Genomic DNA, 15,550 nt, shown 5'->3' with positions numbered 1-15,550 from the left:
TTAGCCTGCCAACACAGCCGTTAACAGTTGCGGCAATTGCGCGGCCACAGCACCGACATTGCCCGCCCCCATCGTTAAAACGACATCATCCGCATGGACGATACCCGCCAAAATGGACGGCAATTCTTCCCAATGCTCGACAAATACCGGATCGACCTGGCCACGCACCCGTATCGCCCGGCTTAACGCCCGGCCATCGGCTCCCGGAATGGCGGTCTCGCCAGCGGCATACACTTCCATTAAAATCAGCACATCGACTGTCGACAGTACTTGGACAAAATCTTCAAATAAATCCCGGGTGCGGGTATAACGGTGCGGCTGGAACACCACCACCGAACGCCGTGCCGGCCACGCTTGCCGTAAGGCTTCCAAGGTGGCGGCAATTTCACGCGGATGGTGGCCGTAATCGTCAACCAAGGTCAACTTGCCTTGCCCTAAGGCAATATCGCCATTGATCTGAAAACGTCTGCCGACCCCTTTAAATGCCGACAGGCTTTTGACGATAGCGGCATCATCCACTTTAAGTTTAGTCGCTACGGCAATCGCCGCCAAGGCGTTGAGCATATTATGCCAACCCGGCATATTCAACGTGACCGCCAACTCAGGATGACCGCCGCGCCGTATGACGGTAAAGCGGGTAAGCATCCCATCTTGCTCAATATCGACGGCGCGGACATCCGCCTCTTCATTGACTCCGTAAGTCACGACTGGCTTGGAAATCTCGGGGAGGATTTCCCTGATGCCGTCATCGTCCAAACATAACACCGCCAAACCGTAAAATGGCAGGTGATGCAAAAATTCTATAAACGTCTCTTTCAGGCGCTGGTAACTGTTTTGGTAGGTCGCCATGTGGTCTTGGTCGATATTGGTGACTATCGAGATCATCGGCTGCAAATACAAAAACGACGCGTCGCTCTCGTCCGCTTCCGCCACCAGATAATGCCCCAAGCCCAGCTTGGCATTAGTACCCGCACTGTTCAAACGCCCGCCGATCACAAAAGTCGGGTCTAACCCACCCTCTGCCAAAATGCTGGCGGTCAGACTGGTGGTAGTGGTTTTGCCATGGGTGCCGGCCACGGCGATGCCGAAGCGGAAACGCATCAGCTCCGCCAACATTTCCGCACGCGGGATTACCGGAATGCGGTTGACATAGGCTTCGTCAACTTCGGCATTGCTGCGGTCTATAGCACTGGACACCACCACCACATCAGTATTGAGAATATTTTCACGGCTATGGCCGATCAAAATCTTCACGCCCAAGCCCGCCAAACGTTGGGTGACGGGGCTTTCCTTAATGTCCGAACCGGACACTTGGTAGCCTAAATTAAACAGCACTTCGGCAATGCCGCTCATGCCCGTACCGCCAATACCGACAAAATGAATCCGTTCAATATTGCCCAGCGCCTGCACCATCGTGCGGATTTGTCGGAAACTCATGGCTTTGCTTCCGCCATACAAATTTCCGCCACAACTTCAGTCGCATCCAAACGGGCGCATTGGCGGGCCGCTTGGCTCATAGCCGCCAAATGCTGACGGGCTTCGGTGATATTTTCCGCCAAACGGCTGGCAGTCAAGTCTTTCTGCATTAATAATAATCCTGCTTGGGCTTCGGTCAAATAACGGGCATTAGCGGTCTGATGGTCATCAATCGCACCGGGTAAGGGGATAAAAATCGCCGGCACCCCCATCGCCGAAACTTCACTGACCGTCATGGCTCCTGCCCGGCAAACCACCAAATCCGCCCAGAGATAAGCCGCCGCCATGTCGTCAATAAAAGGGCTCACTTCAGCGTCAATACCGAGATGGCGGTAATGTTCGGTCACTTGTTGGCACATAACCGCACCTGTTTGGTGTTTTATGCGCACCTGTGACAATAATGCCATGGCTTCAGGAACGATTTCGTTTAATATCTGTGCCCCTAAGCTACCGCCCACCACGAAAATATGCAGGGGGTCACTAGCGGCCGGTTTTGCAGCCAGATGCTGTACAAACGCTGACCGTAAGGGATTGCCGGTACACTGGGCTTGGTTTTTTTTCGGGAAACTGCCCGGAAACGCCTCCAAAACCTGACTGGCCATTTTGGCCAACAGACGGTTAGTCGTCCCTGGCACACGGTTTTGCTCATGGATGACCAGAGGAATACCCAACACCCGCGCCATAAGGCCACCAGGCCCTGCAACAAAACCGCCCATACCCAACACCACATCAGGTTTGCGTTGCCGTAAGATACGCGCGGCCTGCACACAGGCCGCCACTAACTTAAACAGGGCGGCCAACTTGGACAACAAACCCTTGCCACGTACCCCCGCCACTGCCAGCCAATCAATATCAATACCCTGTTCAGGCACCACCCGACTTTCCAAGCCTTTTTGCGTACCTAACCAACTGACTTGCCAGCCTTTAGCACGCAAAGACTGCGCCACCGCTAAGGCCGGAAACACATGCCCGCCGGTACCGCCCGCCATAATAACAATCCGCTTCATGCTTTCGCCTTCGCTTTAACACGCGGTTCGGGCAAAGTATTGGCATTAATTTCGGTCACTTCGCTATGCACCCGAAACAACAGTGCCACCGCGCAACACATAATCATCATACTGCCGCCACCGTAACTCATCAGCGGCAAAGTCAGTCCCTTGGTAGGGAGAATCCCCATATTGACACCCATATTGACAAAAGCCTGAAATCCAAACCAAATACCTAAGCCGTAGGCAATAAATGCCGAGAACTGCTCACCCGCCTTTTCCGCCGCCACCGCTATCGAAAAAGCCCGGCACACCAATAACGCGAACAGGCCAATCACTGCCACCACACCCAATAAACCTAACTCTTCGGCGATCACCGAAAACAAAAAGTCGGTGTGCGCTTCCGGCAAATAATATAATTTTTGCAAACCGCCGCCTAAACCTACCCCCGTCAACTCACCGCGCTCAAACGACACTAAGGCCTGGATTAACTGGAAGCCGGTATTACGCGGGTCTTCCCAAGGGTTAAGAAAGCTCGTCACCCGCTTCATGCGGTACGGCTCAAAATACACCAGCAGAGCCCCCGAAATGATCAGGCCACCGAACAACAAACCAAATTGTAAGACCCGTGCACCCGCCAAAAACATCATGCCCATAGCGATCATCAAAATTACCACTGCCGAACCGAAATCCGGCTCCAACAACAATAACAGGCTGGCGACCGAAAACACCAGCAACGGTTTGAGCAAACCAAACGCCGATTCCCGCAACTCCTGCTGATGGCGGTTAACATAACGGGCCATATAAACTACGGCGGCAAACTTGACCAACTCGGAGACTTGGATCCTGATCCCCGCCAATTGCAACCAACGGGTACTGCCGTTAACATTGACCCCAATGCCCGGCAACAGCACCACCACCAATAGCACTAAACCCGCTATAAACAGCCACTGCGCCATTTTCTGCCAATTACGCATCGGTATCATGACAATATACCGCGCCATAATTAGCCCCAAAGAAATATGGATAAGCTGCTTAAGCGGATACCCCCACACCGTAAAGGTACTGGCGCTCAATGACGCTTTGGTGTCCAAATGCAAAGACGATGACGTAACCATCACATAACCGATCAGCAATAAGCACGCACATACCGCCACCAAATTGGCATCATAATGAAACGGTTCAGCCGCCGGTTTTTTGCCCTTTTTACTCATGGCACCAATGCCAACACAGCCTTAGTAAATTTATTGCCCCGATCCTGATAGTTTTTAAACTGGTCGAGACTAGCACAGGCGGGCGACAACAAGACGCTATCACCGCTACTCGCCAAGCTGGCGGCAATCTGCACGGCTTGGGTGATATTTTCCGCCGAATACACGGGTACACAAGAACCTTGCAAAGCCGCTTCTATTAGCGGCGCATCCTTGCCCATCAATACCACGCCTTTAGCCTTTTCCTTAATGACTGGTGTCAACTCATTCATGTCTGCACCTTTAGCCTGTCCGCCCGCAATCAGAATCACCTTACGCGCATAGCCTTGCAAAGCGGCGACACAAGCGCCGATATTGGTGGCTTTAGAGTCGTTGACCCACGTCACGCCGCGAATTTCGGCAACCCGCTGCATCCGGTGCTCTAGCCCTTTAAAGGTGCGCAAGGCCTTGCACATAGCCGTTTTGTCCAAGCCCACCGAAACACCTAAAGCCAGCGCCGCCAACGCATTCGCGGCATTGTGGCGGCCTTCCAGCGGCAAATCCGCCAAAGCCAGCAAACGCTCGTCATGGTGCATGAGATATTCCTCGCCTTCAGGGCCTGCCAAATAAAAATCGGCGTGTGTCCTAATCGAAAAAGTATGGGTCACGCGGCTAGCGTCCTGCATGTCAGCAACGACCGGGTCGTCCAAATTAAGCACCATCGCCCCGTCACCACGAAACACCCGCTGTTTTTCCTGGGCGTATTCGGCCATGTCGGCATGGCGGTCAAGATGGTCGGCACTCACATTCAACACTGTCGCCGCCGCCGCATTTAATACCGCTGTCCGCTCCAATTGGAAACTGGACAGTTCCAACACATATAAATCTACCGAACTGTCCAGCAAATCCAAAGCGGGCACACCTAAGTTACCGCCAACCGCAACCTGCTTACCCGCCGCTTTCGCCATATCGCCGACCATGGTCGTCACTGTGCTTTTACCATTAGATCCCGTAATGGCAATAATCGGCGCAGTCACTGAGCAGGCGAACAAATCAATGTCACTGACAATTTGCGAACCGTTGGCAATGGCCTTCATGATGGCCTTTTCATTGAGCGACAAACCGGGACTGACCACCAGATGCGTCGCCACCTGAAAGGCCGCATCGTCAAACCCGCCGGTAAATAGCGGCGTGTCGGGCATTTGCTCAAGAAACTCATCAATCATTGGCGGCTTGTCGCGGCTGTCAATAATGGCAAAACGGTACTGTAATTTCTGTAAATACCGCGCCACCGACAAGCCGGTATTGCCAAGCCCGACCACCAATATTTTCGAACTGAGCGGGTCTAGGGCAAAATGGGTGTTTAATGCGTCGGTCACTGCTTGCGTTTGCATGGGACTTATCTCAATTTTAAGGTCGCCAAGCCAATCAAAACCAGAATCACGGTGATTATCCAAAAACGGACAATCACCCGTGGCTCCGGCCAGCCTTTCAATTCAAAATGGTGGTGTATCGGCGCCATACGGAACACCCGCTTGCCGGTCATCTTAAAAGAGGCGACCTGGATAATGACCGACAGCGTTTCCATCACAAACACCCCGCCCATAATGACCAAGACAATTTCTTGTCTGACCAGCACTGCCAATACGCCCAAGGCACCGCCCAACGCCAACGCGCCGACATCACCCATGAAAACCATAGCAGGATAGGTGTTAAACCATAAAAATCCCAAACCTGCCCCAATAATGGCGGCACAAAAAATAATCAGCTCACCGGCATTGGGCAAGTAAGGGATGGCCAGATATTGCGAAAAGGTGGCATGGCCCGACACATAAGCAAACACGCCCAAACCCGCCGCCACCATCACCGTCGGCATAATCGCCAGGCCGTCTAAGCCGTCCGTCAGATTGACCGCGTTACTGGTCCCGACAATGACGAAATAGCTGAGGACAACATACATCGGCCCCATATCCAACATCACATCCTTAAAAAACGGGATAAAAAATTGCGTCTCGGCCGGGATCGAAGCCGTTTTGTACAGAAAAATGGCGGCGGTCAGACCAATGACCGACTGCCCTAAATATTTAGCTTTCGCCGACAGGCCATCGCTGTTACGCTTAATGACCTTACGGTAATCGTCAATAAAGCCAATGACCCCGTAACCCATCGTCACCAATAAAATCACCCAGATATATCGGTTGCCCAAATCTGCCCACAACAAAGTGCTGACCGCAATGGCGACCAAAATTAACGTGCCGCCCATTGTTGGCGTACCGGCTTTTTCATAATGCGATTGCGGCCCCAATTCCCGGATGCTTTGGCCTATCTTATTGCCGCGCAAACGGCGTATCATCCAAGGACCGATAATCAATGAGATTAATAAGGAGGTCAACACGCCCAAAATGGCGCGGAAGGTCAGGTAATGGAAAACCCGAAAACCACCGTCGACGCTCAATAAATAATCCGCCAGATAAAGTAACATTGCTTAATTCCTAGCCTAATTTCCAAATTATCCAATTAAAGCAGCAACGACATGCTCCATGTGCTGCGCCCGTGAACCCTTAACTAAAATGCTTGCCTCACTGTGCAACGCCTGCCGCACAGCGGCGATTAAATCGGCTTGGGCAGGGAAAAACGCCGCCCCAGCCCCAAAACTGTCTACGGCAAAACGGGCATGTTCACCCGTAGCCCATACCCTCTCCACGCCGCTAGCCTTAATCAACCTGCCAATGTCGGCGTGCAGGGCCTCGCTATCAGACCCCAACTCGCCAAACGCCCCCAAAACCAACCAAGGCACACCACCGCATTCCATCAGCACGTCCAAGCCTACTTTTAAGGACGACGCATTGGCGTTATAAGTGTCATCAATAATCCGGTTGCCCAACGGCCCGCATAAGGGCTGCAAACGGCCTTTCACTGGCTGCACTTGTGCTAAGCCCGTAACGATTTGCGCCAATTCCAAACCTAAGGCCAAACCTGCCGCCGTCGCCGCCAAAGCGTTCAAGACATTATGGCGGCCAGCCAGATTCAGCACTGCATCGGCTGTCCCTTGCGGGGTGTGTACACGGAATACCGTGCGGAAACCTTGCCCGAACAATTCGGTATGGATGCCATCGGCAGAAACATCAGCCTGCCCATGCAAGCCGAACGTCAAAACCTTCCTAGCCCCGGCCACAGCTTGCCAATACGAAAAATAACGGTCATCGCGGTTCAGAACGGCAATCCCGTCGGCTTGCAGGGTTTCGATAATCTCGCCCTTAGCCCGCGCCACCCCGTCCAAATCGCCGAAACCTTCCAAATGGGCCGCCCCGGCGTTATTTAAAACCACCACATTGGCCTGCGCATAGCGGCTGGTATACGCAATTTCCCCAGGGTGATTCGCGCCCATTTCAATAACCGCAAAGCGGTGGATGTCATTAATGCGCAATAAGGTCAGCGGTACGCCAATATCATTATTCAAATTACCTTGGGTAAACAGGGTTTCACCCGCCACGCTTAAAACGGCGGCGGTCATTTCCTTAACCGTCGTCTTACCGTTACTGCCAGTCACGCCGACAACCTGCACAGACGCTTTACGCCGCCAGGCCCCCGCCAATTCCGCCAACGCCAAACGGCTGTCGGCAACAACAATATGCGGCAGTTCCGTCACTACCCCAGCGTGGACAATCGCGGCCCCTGCCCCCATCTGTGCCGCTTGGCCGACAAAATCATTACCGTCAAAACGCTCACCTTTAATTGCCACATACAAGGCTCCGGCACTTAAGGTACGGGTATCAATACTCACCGAAGCGATAGCGACATCCGCGCCGTGGTGTTGCCCGCCGACCATGGCGGCGATTTCACTTAATAACATCTTCATAACTCCCGCTCCGCCAACGCCGCCAGCACAATTTGCCGATCACTAAACGGATAACGCACCCCTTTAATTTCTTGATAATCTTCATGGCCTTTACCCGCCACAACAATACAGTCCAATGGACTGGCATGGCTTATCGCATGGCGTATGGCCTGCTCCCGGTTGGCCAGCACCTGCGTGTTTCCGGCCTTACAACCCACCAGAATATCGGCAATAATAGCGGCGCTGTCTTCAAAACGGGGATTGTCGTCCGTCACCAGCACATGATCCGCCCATTGTCCGGCACTCGCACCCATAAGTGGCCGCTTACCCGCATCACGGTTGCCGCCGCAACCGAACACCGCCCATAAAGCCTGGCGGCAATGTCCCCGCGCACTGCGCAACACATTGTCCAAGGCATCGGGGGTATGGGCATAATCGACAAACACGAGGGGCTGCTTAGCACCGCCGCCGAAACATTCCATCCGTCCGGCAACTGCCTGTAGGCTCGCCAGTTTAGCGACGGCTTGCCCAAACGGCTCGCCCATCGCCAACAGCACCGCCAACACCAAGGCGACATTTTCGGCATTAAAGTCGCCATATAAGGGAATATTGACCGTTGTTCTGAAAGTCCGCCAAGCCACCGTCAACGCCAAGCCGGCACTATGGGTATGGCTGTCCAATACCTGTAAAGTCTCGTCTGCCGCCAAGCGACTGGCTTGCCGTGTGACCCCCCAACGGACCACCCCTTCCGGCGTTTCGGCCAACATCCGTGTACTGCCCTCTGCATCCAAATTAATGACCGCAAACGCCAAACCCGGCTGTTTCAACAACAACAGCTTAGCGTCCAAATAGGCCGCCATCGTGCCGTGATAATCCAGATGGTCACGGGTGATATTAGTAAATACCGCCCCTGTAAAAGCCACCCCGTTCACCCGTCCTTGCGCCAAACCATGCGAAGAAACTTCCATCGCCACTGCCTGCTTACCTTGGTGCTGTAAACTGGCCAACATCCGTTGCACGGCTAAAGCATCGGGGGTGGTATTGGCGGTCGCCAACAACTGCCCCCAACTTCCCCAGCCTAAAGTGCCGATAATGCCGCAGTCTGTCAGGAGTTGCGCCAAGAACTGGCTGCATGAGGTTTTACCGTTCGTGCCGGTAATGCCGATCACCGCCATCTGCCGCGAAGGCTGCCCATAAAAGCGGGCGGCAATCTCACCCAAGCGCACGTCCAAACCGTCAAGAGCCCAAATCGGCACGGCGCTAATGGCGGCGGCTAAGGCCGCACCCTCACCAGCGGGGTCATAAAGGATAACTGCCGCACCTTGGGCAATAGCTTGCGCCGCGTGATGTAAGCCATGTTGCTGGCTACCCTGCAAAGCGACAAACGCATCTCCCGTCTGCACCTGACGGCTGTCCAACACCAATCCGCCCACCGTGAGCATAGCCAGCTCATGATCAGGCGGAGGGGGAGCGAGTCCATCTAATAAGACATGCAGGTTCATCGGCACGGATTTACTGGAGTTGTTGTTGGGTTAATAAAATAGGCATGGTATCGAGCTTGTCAGGCGCGATATCCAGTATCCGTAACGCCCCGGTCATCACCCTGGAAAACACCGGAGCTGAAACCAGACCGCCGTAGTATTGGCCTGCCGACGGCTCGTCAATCATGACGACCATCACCAAACGCGGGTCTTTTGCCGGTGCCATACCGGCAAACACGGAAAAATATTTCTTGTCGATATAACCGCCGCGGCCACCGGATTTTTTTACCGTCCCTGTCTTACCCGCCACCGTATAGCCATCGACCCGCGCTTCATAAGCCGTACCGTCTTTAGTAATGACCTGCTCCATCATTGCCCTGACACTACGCGCGGTCTTTACCGAAAACACCCGCTGCGCCTCATCATCTTCGTCCCGTTTGAGCAAAGTGACCGAATGCAACACCCCATCATCAGCCAAAGCCGTGTACGCCCTAGCCAATTGCAAAGCCGACGTGCTCAGCCCGTAACCAAACGATAAAGTAGCCCGGGCAAAATCATTGAGGCGGTGATAATCGATTAGGCTACCGTTGGCTTCGCCAGGAAAACCGATTTTCGCCGAACTGCCCAGCCCCAATTTACGGTACACGCCCCAAAAATATTTAGGCGGCATCCGCAAGGCCATTTGGCTGACGGCAATATTACTGGATTTTTTAATGACTTTGGTCAAATCCATTGTGCCGTAATTATGCACATCCTTAACCGTGCGGCGGCCTATGGCAAAACTGCCGGTGGTATAAAACATATCGTTCGGGTGGACATAACCGCCTTCAAGGCCCGCAGCGACCACAAAGGGCTTGATTGTCGAACCCGGCTCAAAGACATCGTTAATGGCACGGTTACGGTATGAACTTTTTTGTTTGGTATTGGGATTAAAAGAAGGTTGGTTCGCCGCCGCCAACAATTCACCAGTTTTGGCATCCAAAATCACCAACACCCCGGTCTTGGCTTTATTTTCCGCCACCGCCCGTTCCAACTCCCGATAAGCAAGGTATTGGATGCGCTCATCAATACTTAATTCGACATCCTTACCTTTGACCGCTTCTTTCATATCGGTCACGGCAACAACATGGCCTTGCCCGTCCCTAATGACCCGCTTACTGCCGGGAATGCCTTGCAAGACCTTCTCATAACCTGCCTCGACACCTTCCTGACCGACATCCTTGGCATCGGTAAAGCCCAACAAATGTGCCGCCACCTCACGGGTAGGGTAAAAACGCTTATATTCCGGTTCGACAAACAGCCCCGCCAGCTTTAACGCCTTAATTTGGTCGCCAATCGACGGGGCTATGCGCCGCGCTAAATAGACAAACTGGCGAGGCTTATCGGCTTTAACCAAATCCGCCACCTTACCCGCTTTCAGGCCTAGCAGTGTTTCGATCTGGGCAAGCTTTTGGTCTTTTTCCTTGTTATAGCTGTTAAGCACCTGAAGCTTTTCGTCTTCAGTCATCTTCATCTCTTTTTCCAGATGTAGCTGGTCTTTTTTCTGCTTACGGAAAGCCTTTTCCATTTGCTTAAGCCGCGCCTCATCGGTTTTTTTTACTTCATAGGCGTTAATGATAATGGAATGCACCGGCGTACTGACCGCCAAAGGCGCACCGTTACGGTCCCGAATCATGCCCCGTGAAGCCATAATGGCCTGAGTTCCGACATGCTCGTAAACATTCTCCAATTTACTGTCATATTGATAGACTAACTGGAGATACACCGCCCTCCCCACCAACGCCACCATGCACAGCATCATGAAGGCCAGCAAAACCCGTCTTCTGCCCGTAAAATCGGTATTCGGCTCAGGAGCCTTTTTTTTCAAGCGAAAGTCGATCATTCGGCTATTAAGGTTTTAGATAAATGGTTTCTTCGCGCTTAGGCAAAATAAGCTTCAGTTGATTAAGCGCGGCAGACTCGACCCGGTTTTCCTCCAAGAGCATAGTGATCTCCAACTGCATTTGCCCCCACTCAATCTCATATTGGTCAAGTGCCGCCTGCTGTTGCTGAATCTCAATAAACACCAAACGTGCCCGATACTGATAATAGACCACCGCTATCGCCGACACCAATAAGGCTACAAACAACGACCCCATACCCAAAACACGCCAGCCCGCCATTTAGGCTTTCTCCGCCACACGCATAACGGCACTCCGTGAACGGGGATTATGGGCGATTTCTTCAGGACTGGCCTTAATCGCCTTACCGCCTTTTTTTAACAAGCCTTTAGCAATGTCAGCTTCTCTGATGGGAAATTTGCCGGGATTATATTTTGCGCCCGCTTCAGCGCGAAAAAAGCGTTTGACCATTCTGTCTTCAAGGGAATGAAAAGAAATCACCACCAATCGGCCACCCGGCTTTAACACGGCCAAGGCGTGTCCCAATACCTGTTGCAGTTCGTCCAGTTCCTGATTAACGGCAATCCGTATCGCCTGAAAAGAACGGGTGGCCGGATGTTTATGCTTATCCCTAAACGGCACAGCCCCTTCGATGAGCTTGGCCAGTTGCCGGGTGGTCGTTAGGGGTATTTGTTGGCGTTGTTCAATAACGGCGTGGGCAATACGGCGGGCAAACCGCTCTTCACCGTATTCAAACAAAACCCGCACCAATTCCGCTTCCGGCACTTGAGCCAACCATTGCGCGGCGGACAGGCCTGCCGAGGCATCCATGCGCATATCTAAAGGGCCATCGTGCAAAAAACTGAAACCGCGTTCGGGATTGTCCAGTTGGGGCGAAGACACCCCCAAATCCATTAAAATGCCGTCAACTTGGCCAACCATATCGGCGGTGGCGGCGAGCGTGTGCAGTTGGGAAAAACACGCGTGACTTAGCGTGAAGCGCTGATCGTTTTGTAACTGTCCGGCAATTTCCGAGCGGATGGCCTGCAAATCCCTATCCAATGCCCATAAACGTCCGCCGCCGCCCAATTGCCTTAAAATACCTTGGCTATGCCCGCCACGGCCAAACGTACAATCGATATACAATCCGTCCGTTTGTATTGCCAATTGCTCCAATGCTTCCGCCAGCATGACGGGCGAATGTTCCACTTGTTTATCCCCTTTAAAATGATAAATGCCCCAAATCCTCCACACCTTCATTATCGGTGCTGTCTATCCACTCCTGCTCTTTGGCATTCCAAGCGGCCTCATGCCAGATTTCAAACTTATCGAGTTGCCCGACCAAAATCACTTTCTTGTCCATACCGGCAAACGAGCGCAATTTTTCGGGTAACAATACGCGGCCTTGGGAATCCATTTCACATTCTGAAGCGTTGCCGATCAGAAAGCGCCGGAGCTTGCCGGCGGCTTTATTTAAGGTAGGTAACTGCCTGATAGTATTTTCGAGTTTTTCCCATTCGGGTAACGGATAAAGCCACAAACACCCGCTCTCGCCCGTACACCGCTCATTGACGGCGACCGTGACAATCAGTTGCCGCTGGCAACAGTGCTGCAACGCTTCCCGATAACGGGTGGGCATCGCCATACGCCCTTTGTCGTCAAGATTGATTGTGCTGATGCCACGGAACAAAAATCACCCAAAGCCCCAAAAAATCCATTTTTCACCCGTTTATACCACTTTTACCCACGATTAAGCGCACTATAGATTTCATTCGACCGTTAGTCAAGAATGATTTTGGCTTGAAATCTTGCTTTCATGACAATAACTTACAAACCCTTAATGAAAAGACGAGGGAAATTGCCGGAGGCAATCCTAAATATCAAGATTTATCAATAAAATGAACCGATTTAGTGCAAAAAGATAGGAGCTTATAAAGAGCCTATAAAAGGAGGGGCTAGCGGGGCTTAACATTCCCTTGTCACGGCCTTGTCATATAAAGAAAGGCCTGTACAACTAAGGAGTGGTATTAATTCACAAATCACCTATGCAAAACACGGGAAATATCTAGTAGGAAGAAAGAGTCGACCTGTAAGCCGGGTTCTGTCGAGAACAGCCATTCATCTAGGCTGCAAGTCACCTTACAGCTCAAGCAATCTACCCAGGAACCGCGCGGGCCACGCGTCTGTCCCTCTATTTGATCTTGCTCCGGGTGGGGTTTACCCTGCCACACCTGTTACCAGTTGCGCGGTGCGCTCTTACCGCACCTTTTCACCCTTACCCGTCTGATGACGGGCGGTTTATTTTCTGCGGCACTTTCCGTAGGTTCACACCTCCCAGGCGTTACCTGGCACCCTGCCCAGTGGAGCCCGGACTTTCCTCCATTTCATCACAAGGATAAAACAGCGACTGCTCAGTCGACTCTTCCATCCACCAGTATAGCATATTTGTTTCTCTGAATGTTACCTAACTTCAACAAAATACAAATCTGCATTTATTTTTACCGCTGGCCTCCGCCACCTACCGCCGTTTAAACAACAGGTTTTCGCCTTGTCGGATGCCAAGTTGAACACCCTCTTCTTTCCATCTGGTCGTCAGTTCCATCGCTTGCCCCTGTTCGGTGGATAACAATTCAGTACGGATTAAGTTATCGAAAACGCGCAATGCTTCCTACTGCAAACGCAAATAAGTGCCGATAAAGCCCGATACAAAACGGCTACGCGCGGGGCAAAGCCTTCAGCTTAAGCTTCTCCCTGCATAGCCAACGCCGCTTGATACAACAATTTCTTCCGCACCCCGGTAATCTCAACCGCCAACGCCACGGCAGTCTTAATCGAGCATTCCTTCAGCAAAACAGCCAATATCCGCAAGTGCTCAGGACTCAGCTCTTGCTCAGATTTGTCGATCACCGCCCCATCAACAATCACCACAAACTCGCCCTTGCGCATATTCTCGTCGCTTTCGACCAACGCCAACGCCTTCGCCAATGTGGTTTTGACAATCGTCTCATGCAGCTTGGTCAACTCCCTGGCAATAACAATCTCCCTATCCAAAGGCAACACCGCCGCCATATCTTGCAAACAGGCCAAGATACGGTGGCTGGATTCATAAACCACCCAGGTGACCGGGCTTAAAGCCCGTTCGCTAAAAAACGTTTTCCGTGCCGATGAAGTTCGGGGTGTGAAGCCTTCAAACGTAAATTGGCTGACCGGCAAACCCGCCGCCGACAGCGCCGCAATCAAGGCACACGCGCCAGGGATAGGCACAACGTCTAGCCCCGCCTCCTTCACCAATTTTACTAACGGCATCCCCGGATCGCTTAGCAACGGCGTTCCGGCATCTGACACCAAGGCAATGGACAGCCCCGCTTGTAGCTTTTCCAACAACACTTGCGAAGCCTTGTCCTCATTGTGCTGATGCAAAGACACCCGCTTATTGCTAATCCCATAATGCTGCAATAACATGCCGACATGGCGGGTATCTTCCGCTGCGATCAGATCGACCTGCTTGAGGGTCTCGACGGCCCGAAAACTGATGTCGCCTAAATTACCTATCGGTGTCGCAACAACGTATAATTTGCCGCATTGATTGACCATTCGCAATTCTCCACTTTTTCAAGGCACGCCACCTACGTTATGACTACGCGCCGCAATGATAACAAGCCATATCCGCACGGCCTAACAGGCGATTATAACAGCATCACCGCCATCTGCCGGACTTCGCTGGTGGTTTGCCATGCTGTTTAATCTCGGCAAGACCAAAGCCCCGCATCTATTGCGCGGCGAACAGGCCGAACAGCAAGCCTTAGCGCATCTGCAACAACACGGCCTGCAACTGGTCTGCCGTAATTTCCGTTGCCGCTACGGCGAGCTGGACTTAGTCATGACCGACCGGGACACCCTGGTGATTGCCGAAGTCCGCTTCCGCAAAAATGCCCGCTACGGCAGTGCCCTAGAGAGCGTCACAACCGCCAAGCAATCGCGTATAATAGCGGCAACACACGTCTATTTAGCGACCCACAAAAGTAATTGCCCACTCCGCTTTGATGTGGTCGCCCTGTCCGGTGACGGGCAGTTGGACTGGATAAAAAACGCTTTTTAACCCAACAGAATTCCATGAGCTTACAAGACAGAATCATCAACCATTTCTCGGACAGTATCCAAGCCCAGCAAGACACCATGGGCAACCTCTGCGAACTGATCGAATACGCCTCGCAGCGGCTAGTGTCCAGCCTATTGAATGACAGAAAAATTTTCACCTGCGGCAATGGCCGCTCCTCCGCCAGTGCGCAACTGCTGTCCTCGGCCCTGCTCAACCAATATGAGCGCGACCGCCCGTCTTTACCCGTCATCGCCCTGAGCAGCGATGCCGTCACCTTAACCGGCATCGCCAACGACCACCATTTTGACGAAATCTTCGCCAAACAACTGCGTGCCCTAGGGCAAAGCGGCGACATTCTGGTCGTCTACTGCGACAGCCATAACGCCGCCAACCTTGGTAAAGCCATTGCCGTGGCGCATGACAAAGACATCTCGGTGCTGGCCTTAACAGGCCACAACGGCGGCATGGTGTCGCCGCTACTGCACGAGTTGGACATAGAAATCCGCGTCCCCTCCAGCTCACGCGCCCACATCCAAGAAATCCACATTCTGATCACCCATTGCCTGTGCGATTTAATCGACCAGCAATTATTTGGCTAAG

General features: G+C 52.6%; 14 protein-coding genes and 1 other RNA gene. 2 read left to right on the top strand and 13 right to left on the bottom strand.

The annotated features are described in order from the left end of the window. From murC to rsmI, 13 genes are all read right to left on the bottom strand, one after another. Complete coding sequence (murC, locus tag CEK71_RS12770) at nucleotides 1-1,422, bottom strand: UDP-N-acetylmuramate--L-alanine ligase (RefSeq protein WP_408630489.1); 1,422 nt, start codon at nucleotides 1,420-1,422, stop codon at nucleotides 1-3. A gap of 11 nt (nucleotides 1,423-1,433) precedes the next feature. Beyond that, nucleotides 1,434-2,483 carry an undecaprenyldiphospho-muramoylpentapeptide beta-N-acetylglucosaminyltransferase gene (gene murG / locus CEK71_RS12765; protein WP_088619746.1) on the bottom strand — a complete coding sequence of 350 codons (1,050 nt, stop codon included), beginning with the start codon at nucleotides 2,481-2,483 and terminating at the stop codon, nucleotides 1,434-1,436. After that, nucleotides 2,480-3,676, bottom strand: coding sequence for a putative lipid II flippase FtsW (gene ftsW / locus CEK71_RS12760; protein ID WP_088619745.1), 1,197 nt, complete (start codon nucleotides 3,674-3,676; stop codon nucleotides 2,480-2,482). Before ftsW ends, murG begins: the two co-directional genes overlap by 4 nt. Then, entirely contained in the window at nucleotides 3,673-5,046 is a 1,374-nt protein-coding gene (gene murD / locus CEK71_RS12755; protein ID WP_088619744.1) for a UDP-N-acetylmuramoyl-L-alanine--D-glutamate ligase, read from the bottom strand. Before murD ends, ftsW begins: the two co-directional genes overlap by 4 nt. Nucleotides 5,047-5,051: 5 nt before the next feature. After that, on the bottom strand, nucleotides 5,052-6,134 hold the full coding sequence (gene mraY / locus CEK71_RS12750) for a phospho-N-acetylmuramoyl-pentapeptide-transferase (protein ID WP_088619743.1): 1,083 nt from the start codon (nucleotides 6,132-6,134) through the stop codon (nucleotides 5,052-5,054). Between the two features lie 27 nt (nucleotides 6,135-6,161). Next, the gene (locus CEK71_RS12745) at nucleotides 6,162-7,511 is read right to left on the bottom strand and encodes a UDP-N-acetylmuramoyl-tripeptide--D-alanyl-D-alanine ligase (protein WP_088619742.1); all 1,350 of its coding nucleotides are present in this window, start codon (nucleotides 7,509-7,511) and stop codon (nucleotides 6,162-6,164) included. Next, the gene (locus tag CEK71_RS12740; RefSeq protein WP_088619741.1) at nucleotides 7,508-8,992 is read right to left on the bottom strand and encodes a UDP-N-acetylmuramoyl-L-alanyl-D-glutamate--2,6-diaminopimelate ligase; all 1,485 of its coding nucleotides are present in this window, start codon (nucleotides 8,990-8,992) and stop codon (nucleotides 7,508-7,510) included. The genes CEK71_RS12745 and CEK71_RS12740 overlap by 4 nt, the downstream gene beginning before the upstream one ends. Before the next feature lie 10 nt (nucleotides 8,993-9,002). Continuing rightward, complete coding sequence (locus CEK71_RS12735; RefSeq protein ID WP_170065190.1) at nucleotides 9,003-10,853, bottom strand: peptidoglycan D,D-transpeptidase FtsI family protein; 1,851 nt, start codon at nucleotides 10,851-10,853, stop codon at nucleotides 9,003-9,005. A 7-nt stretch (nucleotides 10,854-10,860) separates the two neighbouring features. After that, on the bottom strand, nucleotides 10,861-11,133 hold the full coding sequence (gene ftsL / locus CEK71_RS12730) for a cell division protein FtsL (RefSeq protein ID WP_088619740.1): 273 nt from the start codon (nucleotides 11,131-11,133) through the stop codon (nucleotides 10,861-10,863). Beyond that, the gene (rsmH, locus tag CEK71_RS12725; RefSeq protein ID WP_232463637.1) at nucleotides 11,134-12,060 is read right to left on the bottom strand and encodes a 16S rRNA (cytosine(1402)-N(4))-methyltransferase RsmH; all 927 of its coding nucleotides are present in this window, start codon (nucleotides 12,058-12,060) and stop codon (nucleotides 11,134-11,136) included. 13 nt (nucleotides 12,061-12,073) lie between these two features. After that, nucleotides 12,074-12,541 (bottom strand): division/cell wall cluster transcriptional repressor MraZ, encoded by a 468-nt coding sequence (mraZ, locus tag CEK71_RS12720; protein WP_088619738.1) that lies wholly within the window; start codon nucleotides 12,539-12,541, stop codon nucleotides 12,074-12,076. Between the two features lie 384 nt (nucleotides 12,542-12,925). Continuing rightward, an RNA gene (rnpB, locus tag CEK71_RS12715) (RNase P RNA component class A) lies at nucleotides 12,926-13,274 on the bottom strand. Nucleotides 13,275-13,590: 316 nt separating this feature from the next. After that, nucleotides 13,591-14,445, bottom strand: a complete 855-nt coding sequence (gene rsmI, locus CEK71_RS12710; protein ID WP_088619737.1) for a 16S rRNA (cytidine(1402)-2'-O)-methyltransferase — start codon at nucleotides 14,443-14,445, stop codon at nucleotides 13,591-13,593. A gap of 139 nt (nucleotides 14,446-14,584) precedes the next feature. On the opposite strand from rsmI, the gene CEK71_RS12705 reads away from it, so the two are divergent. Both CEK71_RS12705 and CEK71_RS12700 read left to right on the top strand, forming a co-directional pair. Next, on the top strand, nucleotides 14,585-14,950 hold the full coding sequence (locus CEK71_RS12705) for a YraN family protein (RefSeq protein WP_088619736.1): 366 nt from the start codon (nucleotides 14,585-14,587) through the stop codon (nucleotides 14,948-14,950). A 14-nt stretch (nucleotides 14,951-14,964) separates the two neighbouring features. Next, nucleotides 14,965-15,549, top strand: a complete 585-nt coding sequence (locus tag CEK71_RS12700; RefSeq protein WP_088619735.1) for an SIS domain-containing protein — start codon at nucleotides 14,965-14,967, stop codon at nucleotides 15,547-15,549. The last annotated feature ends 1 nt before the right edge of the window (nucleotide 15,550 follow it).

It is taken from the genome of Methylovulum psychrotolerans (assembly GCF_002209385.1).
Classification (GTDB): domain Bacteria; phylum Pseudomonadota; class Gammaproteobacteria; order Methylococcales; family Methylomonadaceae; genus Methylovulum; species Methylovulum psychrotolerans.
This window is presented reverse-complemented; position numbering and strand designations above follow the sequence as displayed.

What these genes read in the sequence shown, in the direction of transcription:
- murG (WP_088619746.1), bottom strand. Translation starts at nt 2,483, where the DNA reads ATGAAGCGGATTGTTATTATGGCGGGCGGTACCGGCGGGCATGTGTTT.
- ftsW (WP_088619745.1), bottom strand. Translation starts at nt 3,676, where the DNA reads ATGAGTAAAAAGGGCAAAAAACCGGCGGCTGAACCGTTTCATTATGAT.
- murD (WP_088619744.1), bottom strand. Translation starts at nt 5,046, where the DNA reads ATGCAAACGCAAGCAGTGACCGACGCATTAAACACCCATTTTGCCCTA.
- mraY (WP_088619743.1), bottom strand. Translation starts at nt 6,134, where the DNA reads ATGTTACTTTATCTGGCGGATTATTTATTGAGCGTCGACGGTGGTTTT.
- CEK71_RS12745 (WP_088619742.1), bottom strand. Translation starts at nt 7,511, where the DNA reads ATGAAGATGTTATTAAGTGAAATCGCCGCCATGGTCGGCGGGCAACAC.
- CEK71_RS12740 (WP_088619741.1), bottom strand. Translation starts at nt 8,992, where the DNA reads ATGAACCTGCATGTCTTATTAGATGGACTCGCTCCCCCTCCGCCTGAT.
- CEK71_RS12735 (WP_170065190.1), bottom strand. Translation starts at nt 10,853, where the DNA reads ATGATCGACTTTCGCTTGAAAAAAAAGGCTCCTGAGCCGAATACCGAT.
- ftsL (WP_088619740.1), bottom strand. Translation starts at nt 11,133, where the DNA reads ATGGCGGGCTGGCGTGTTTTGGGTATGGGGTCGTTGTTTGTAGCCTTA.
- rsmI (WP_088619737.1), bottom strand. Translation starts at nt 14,445, where the DNA reads ATGGTCAATCAATGCGGCAAATTATACGTTGTTGCGACACCGATAGGT.
- CEK71_RS12705 (WP_088619736.1), top strand. Translation starts at nt 14,585, where the DNA reads ATGCTGTTTAATCTCGGCAAGACCAAAGCCCCGCATCTATTGCGCGGC.
- CEK71_RS12700 (WP_088619735.1), top strand. Translation starts at nt 14,965, where the DNA reads ATGAGCTTACAAGACAGAATCATCAACCATTTCTCGGACAGTATCCAA.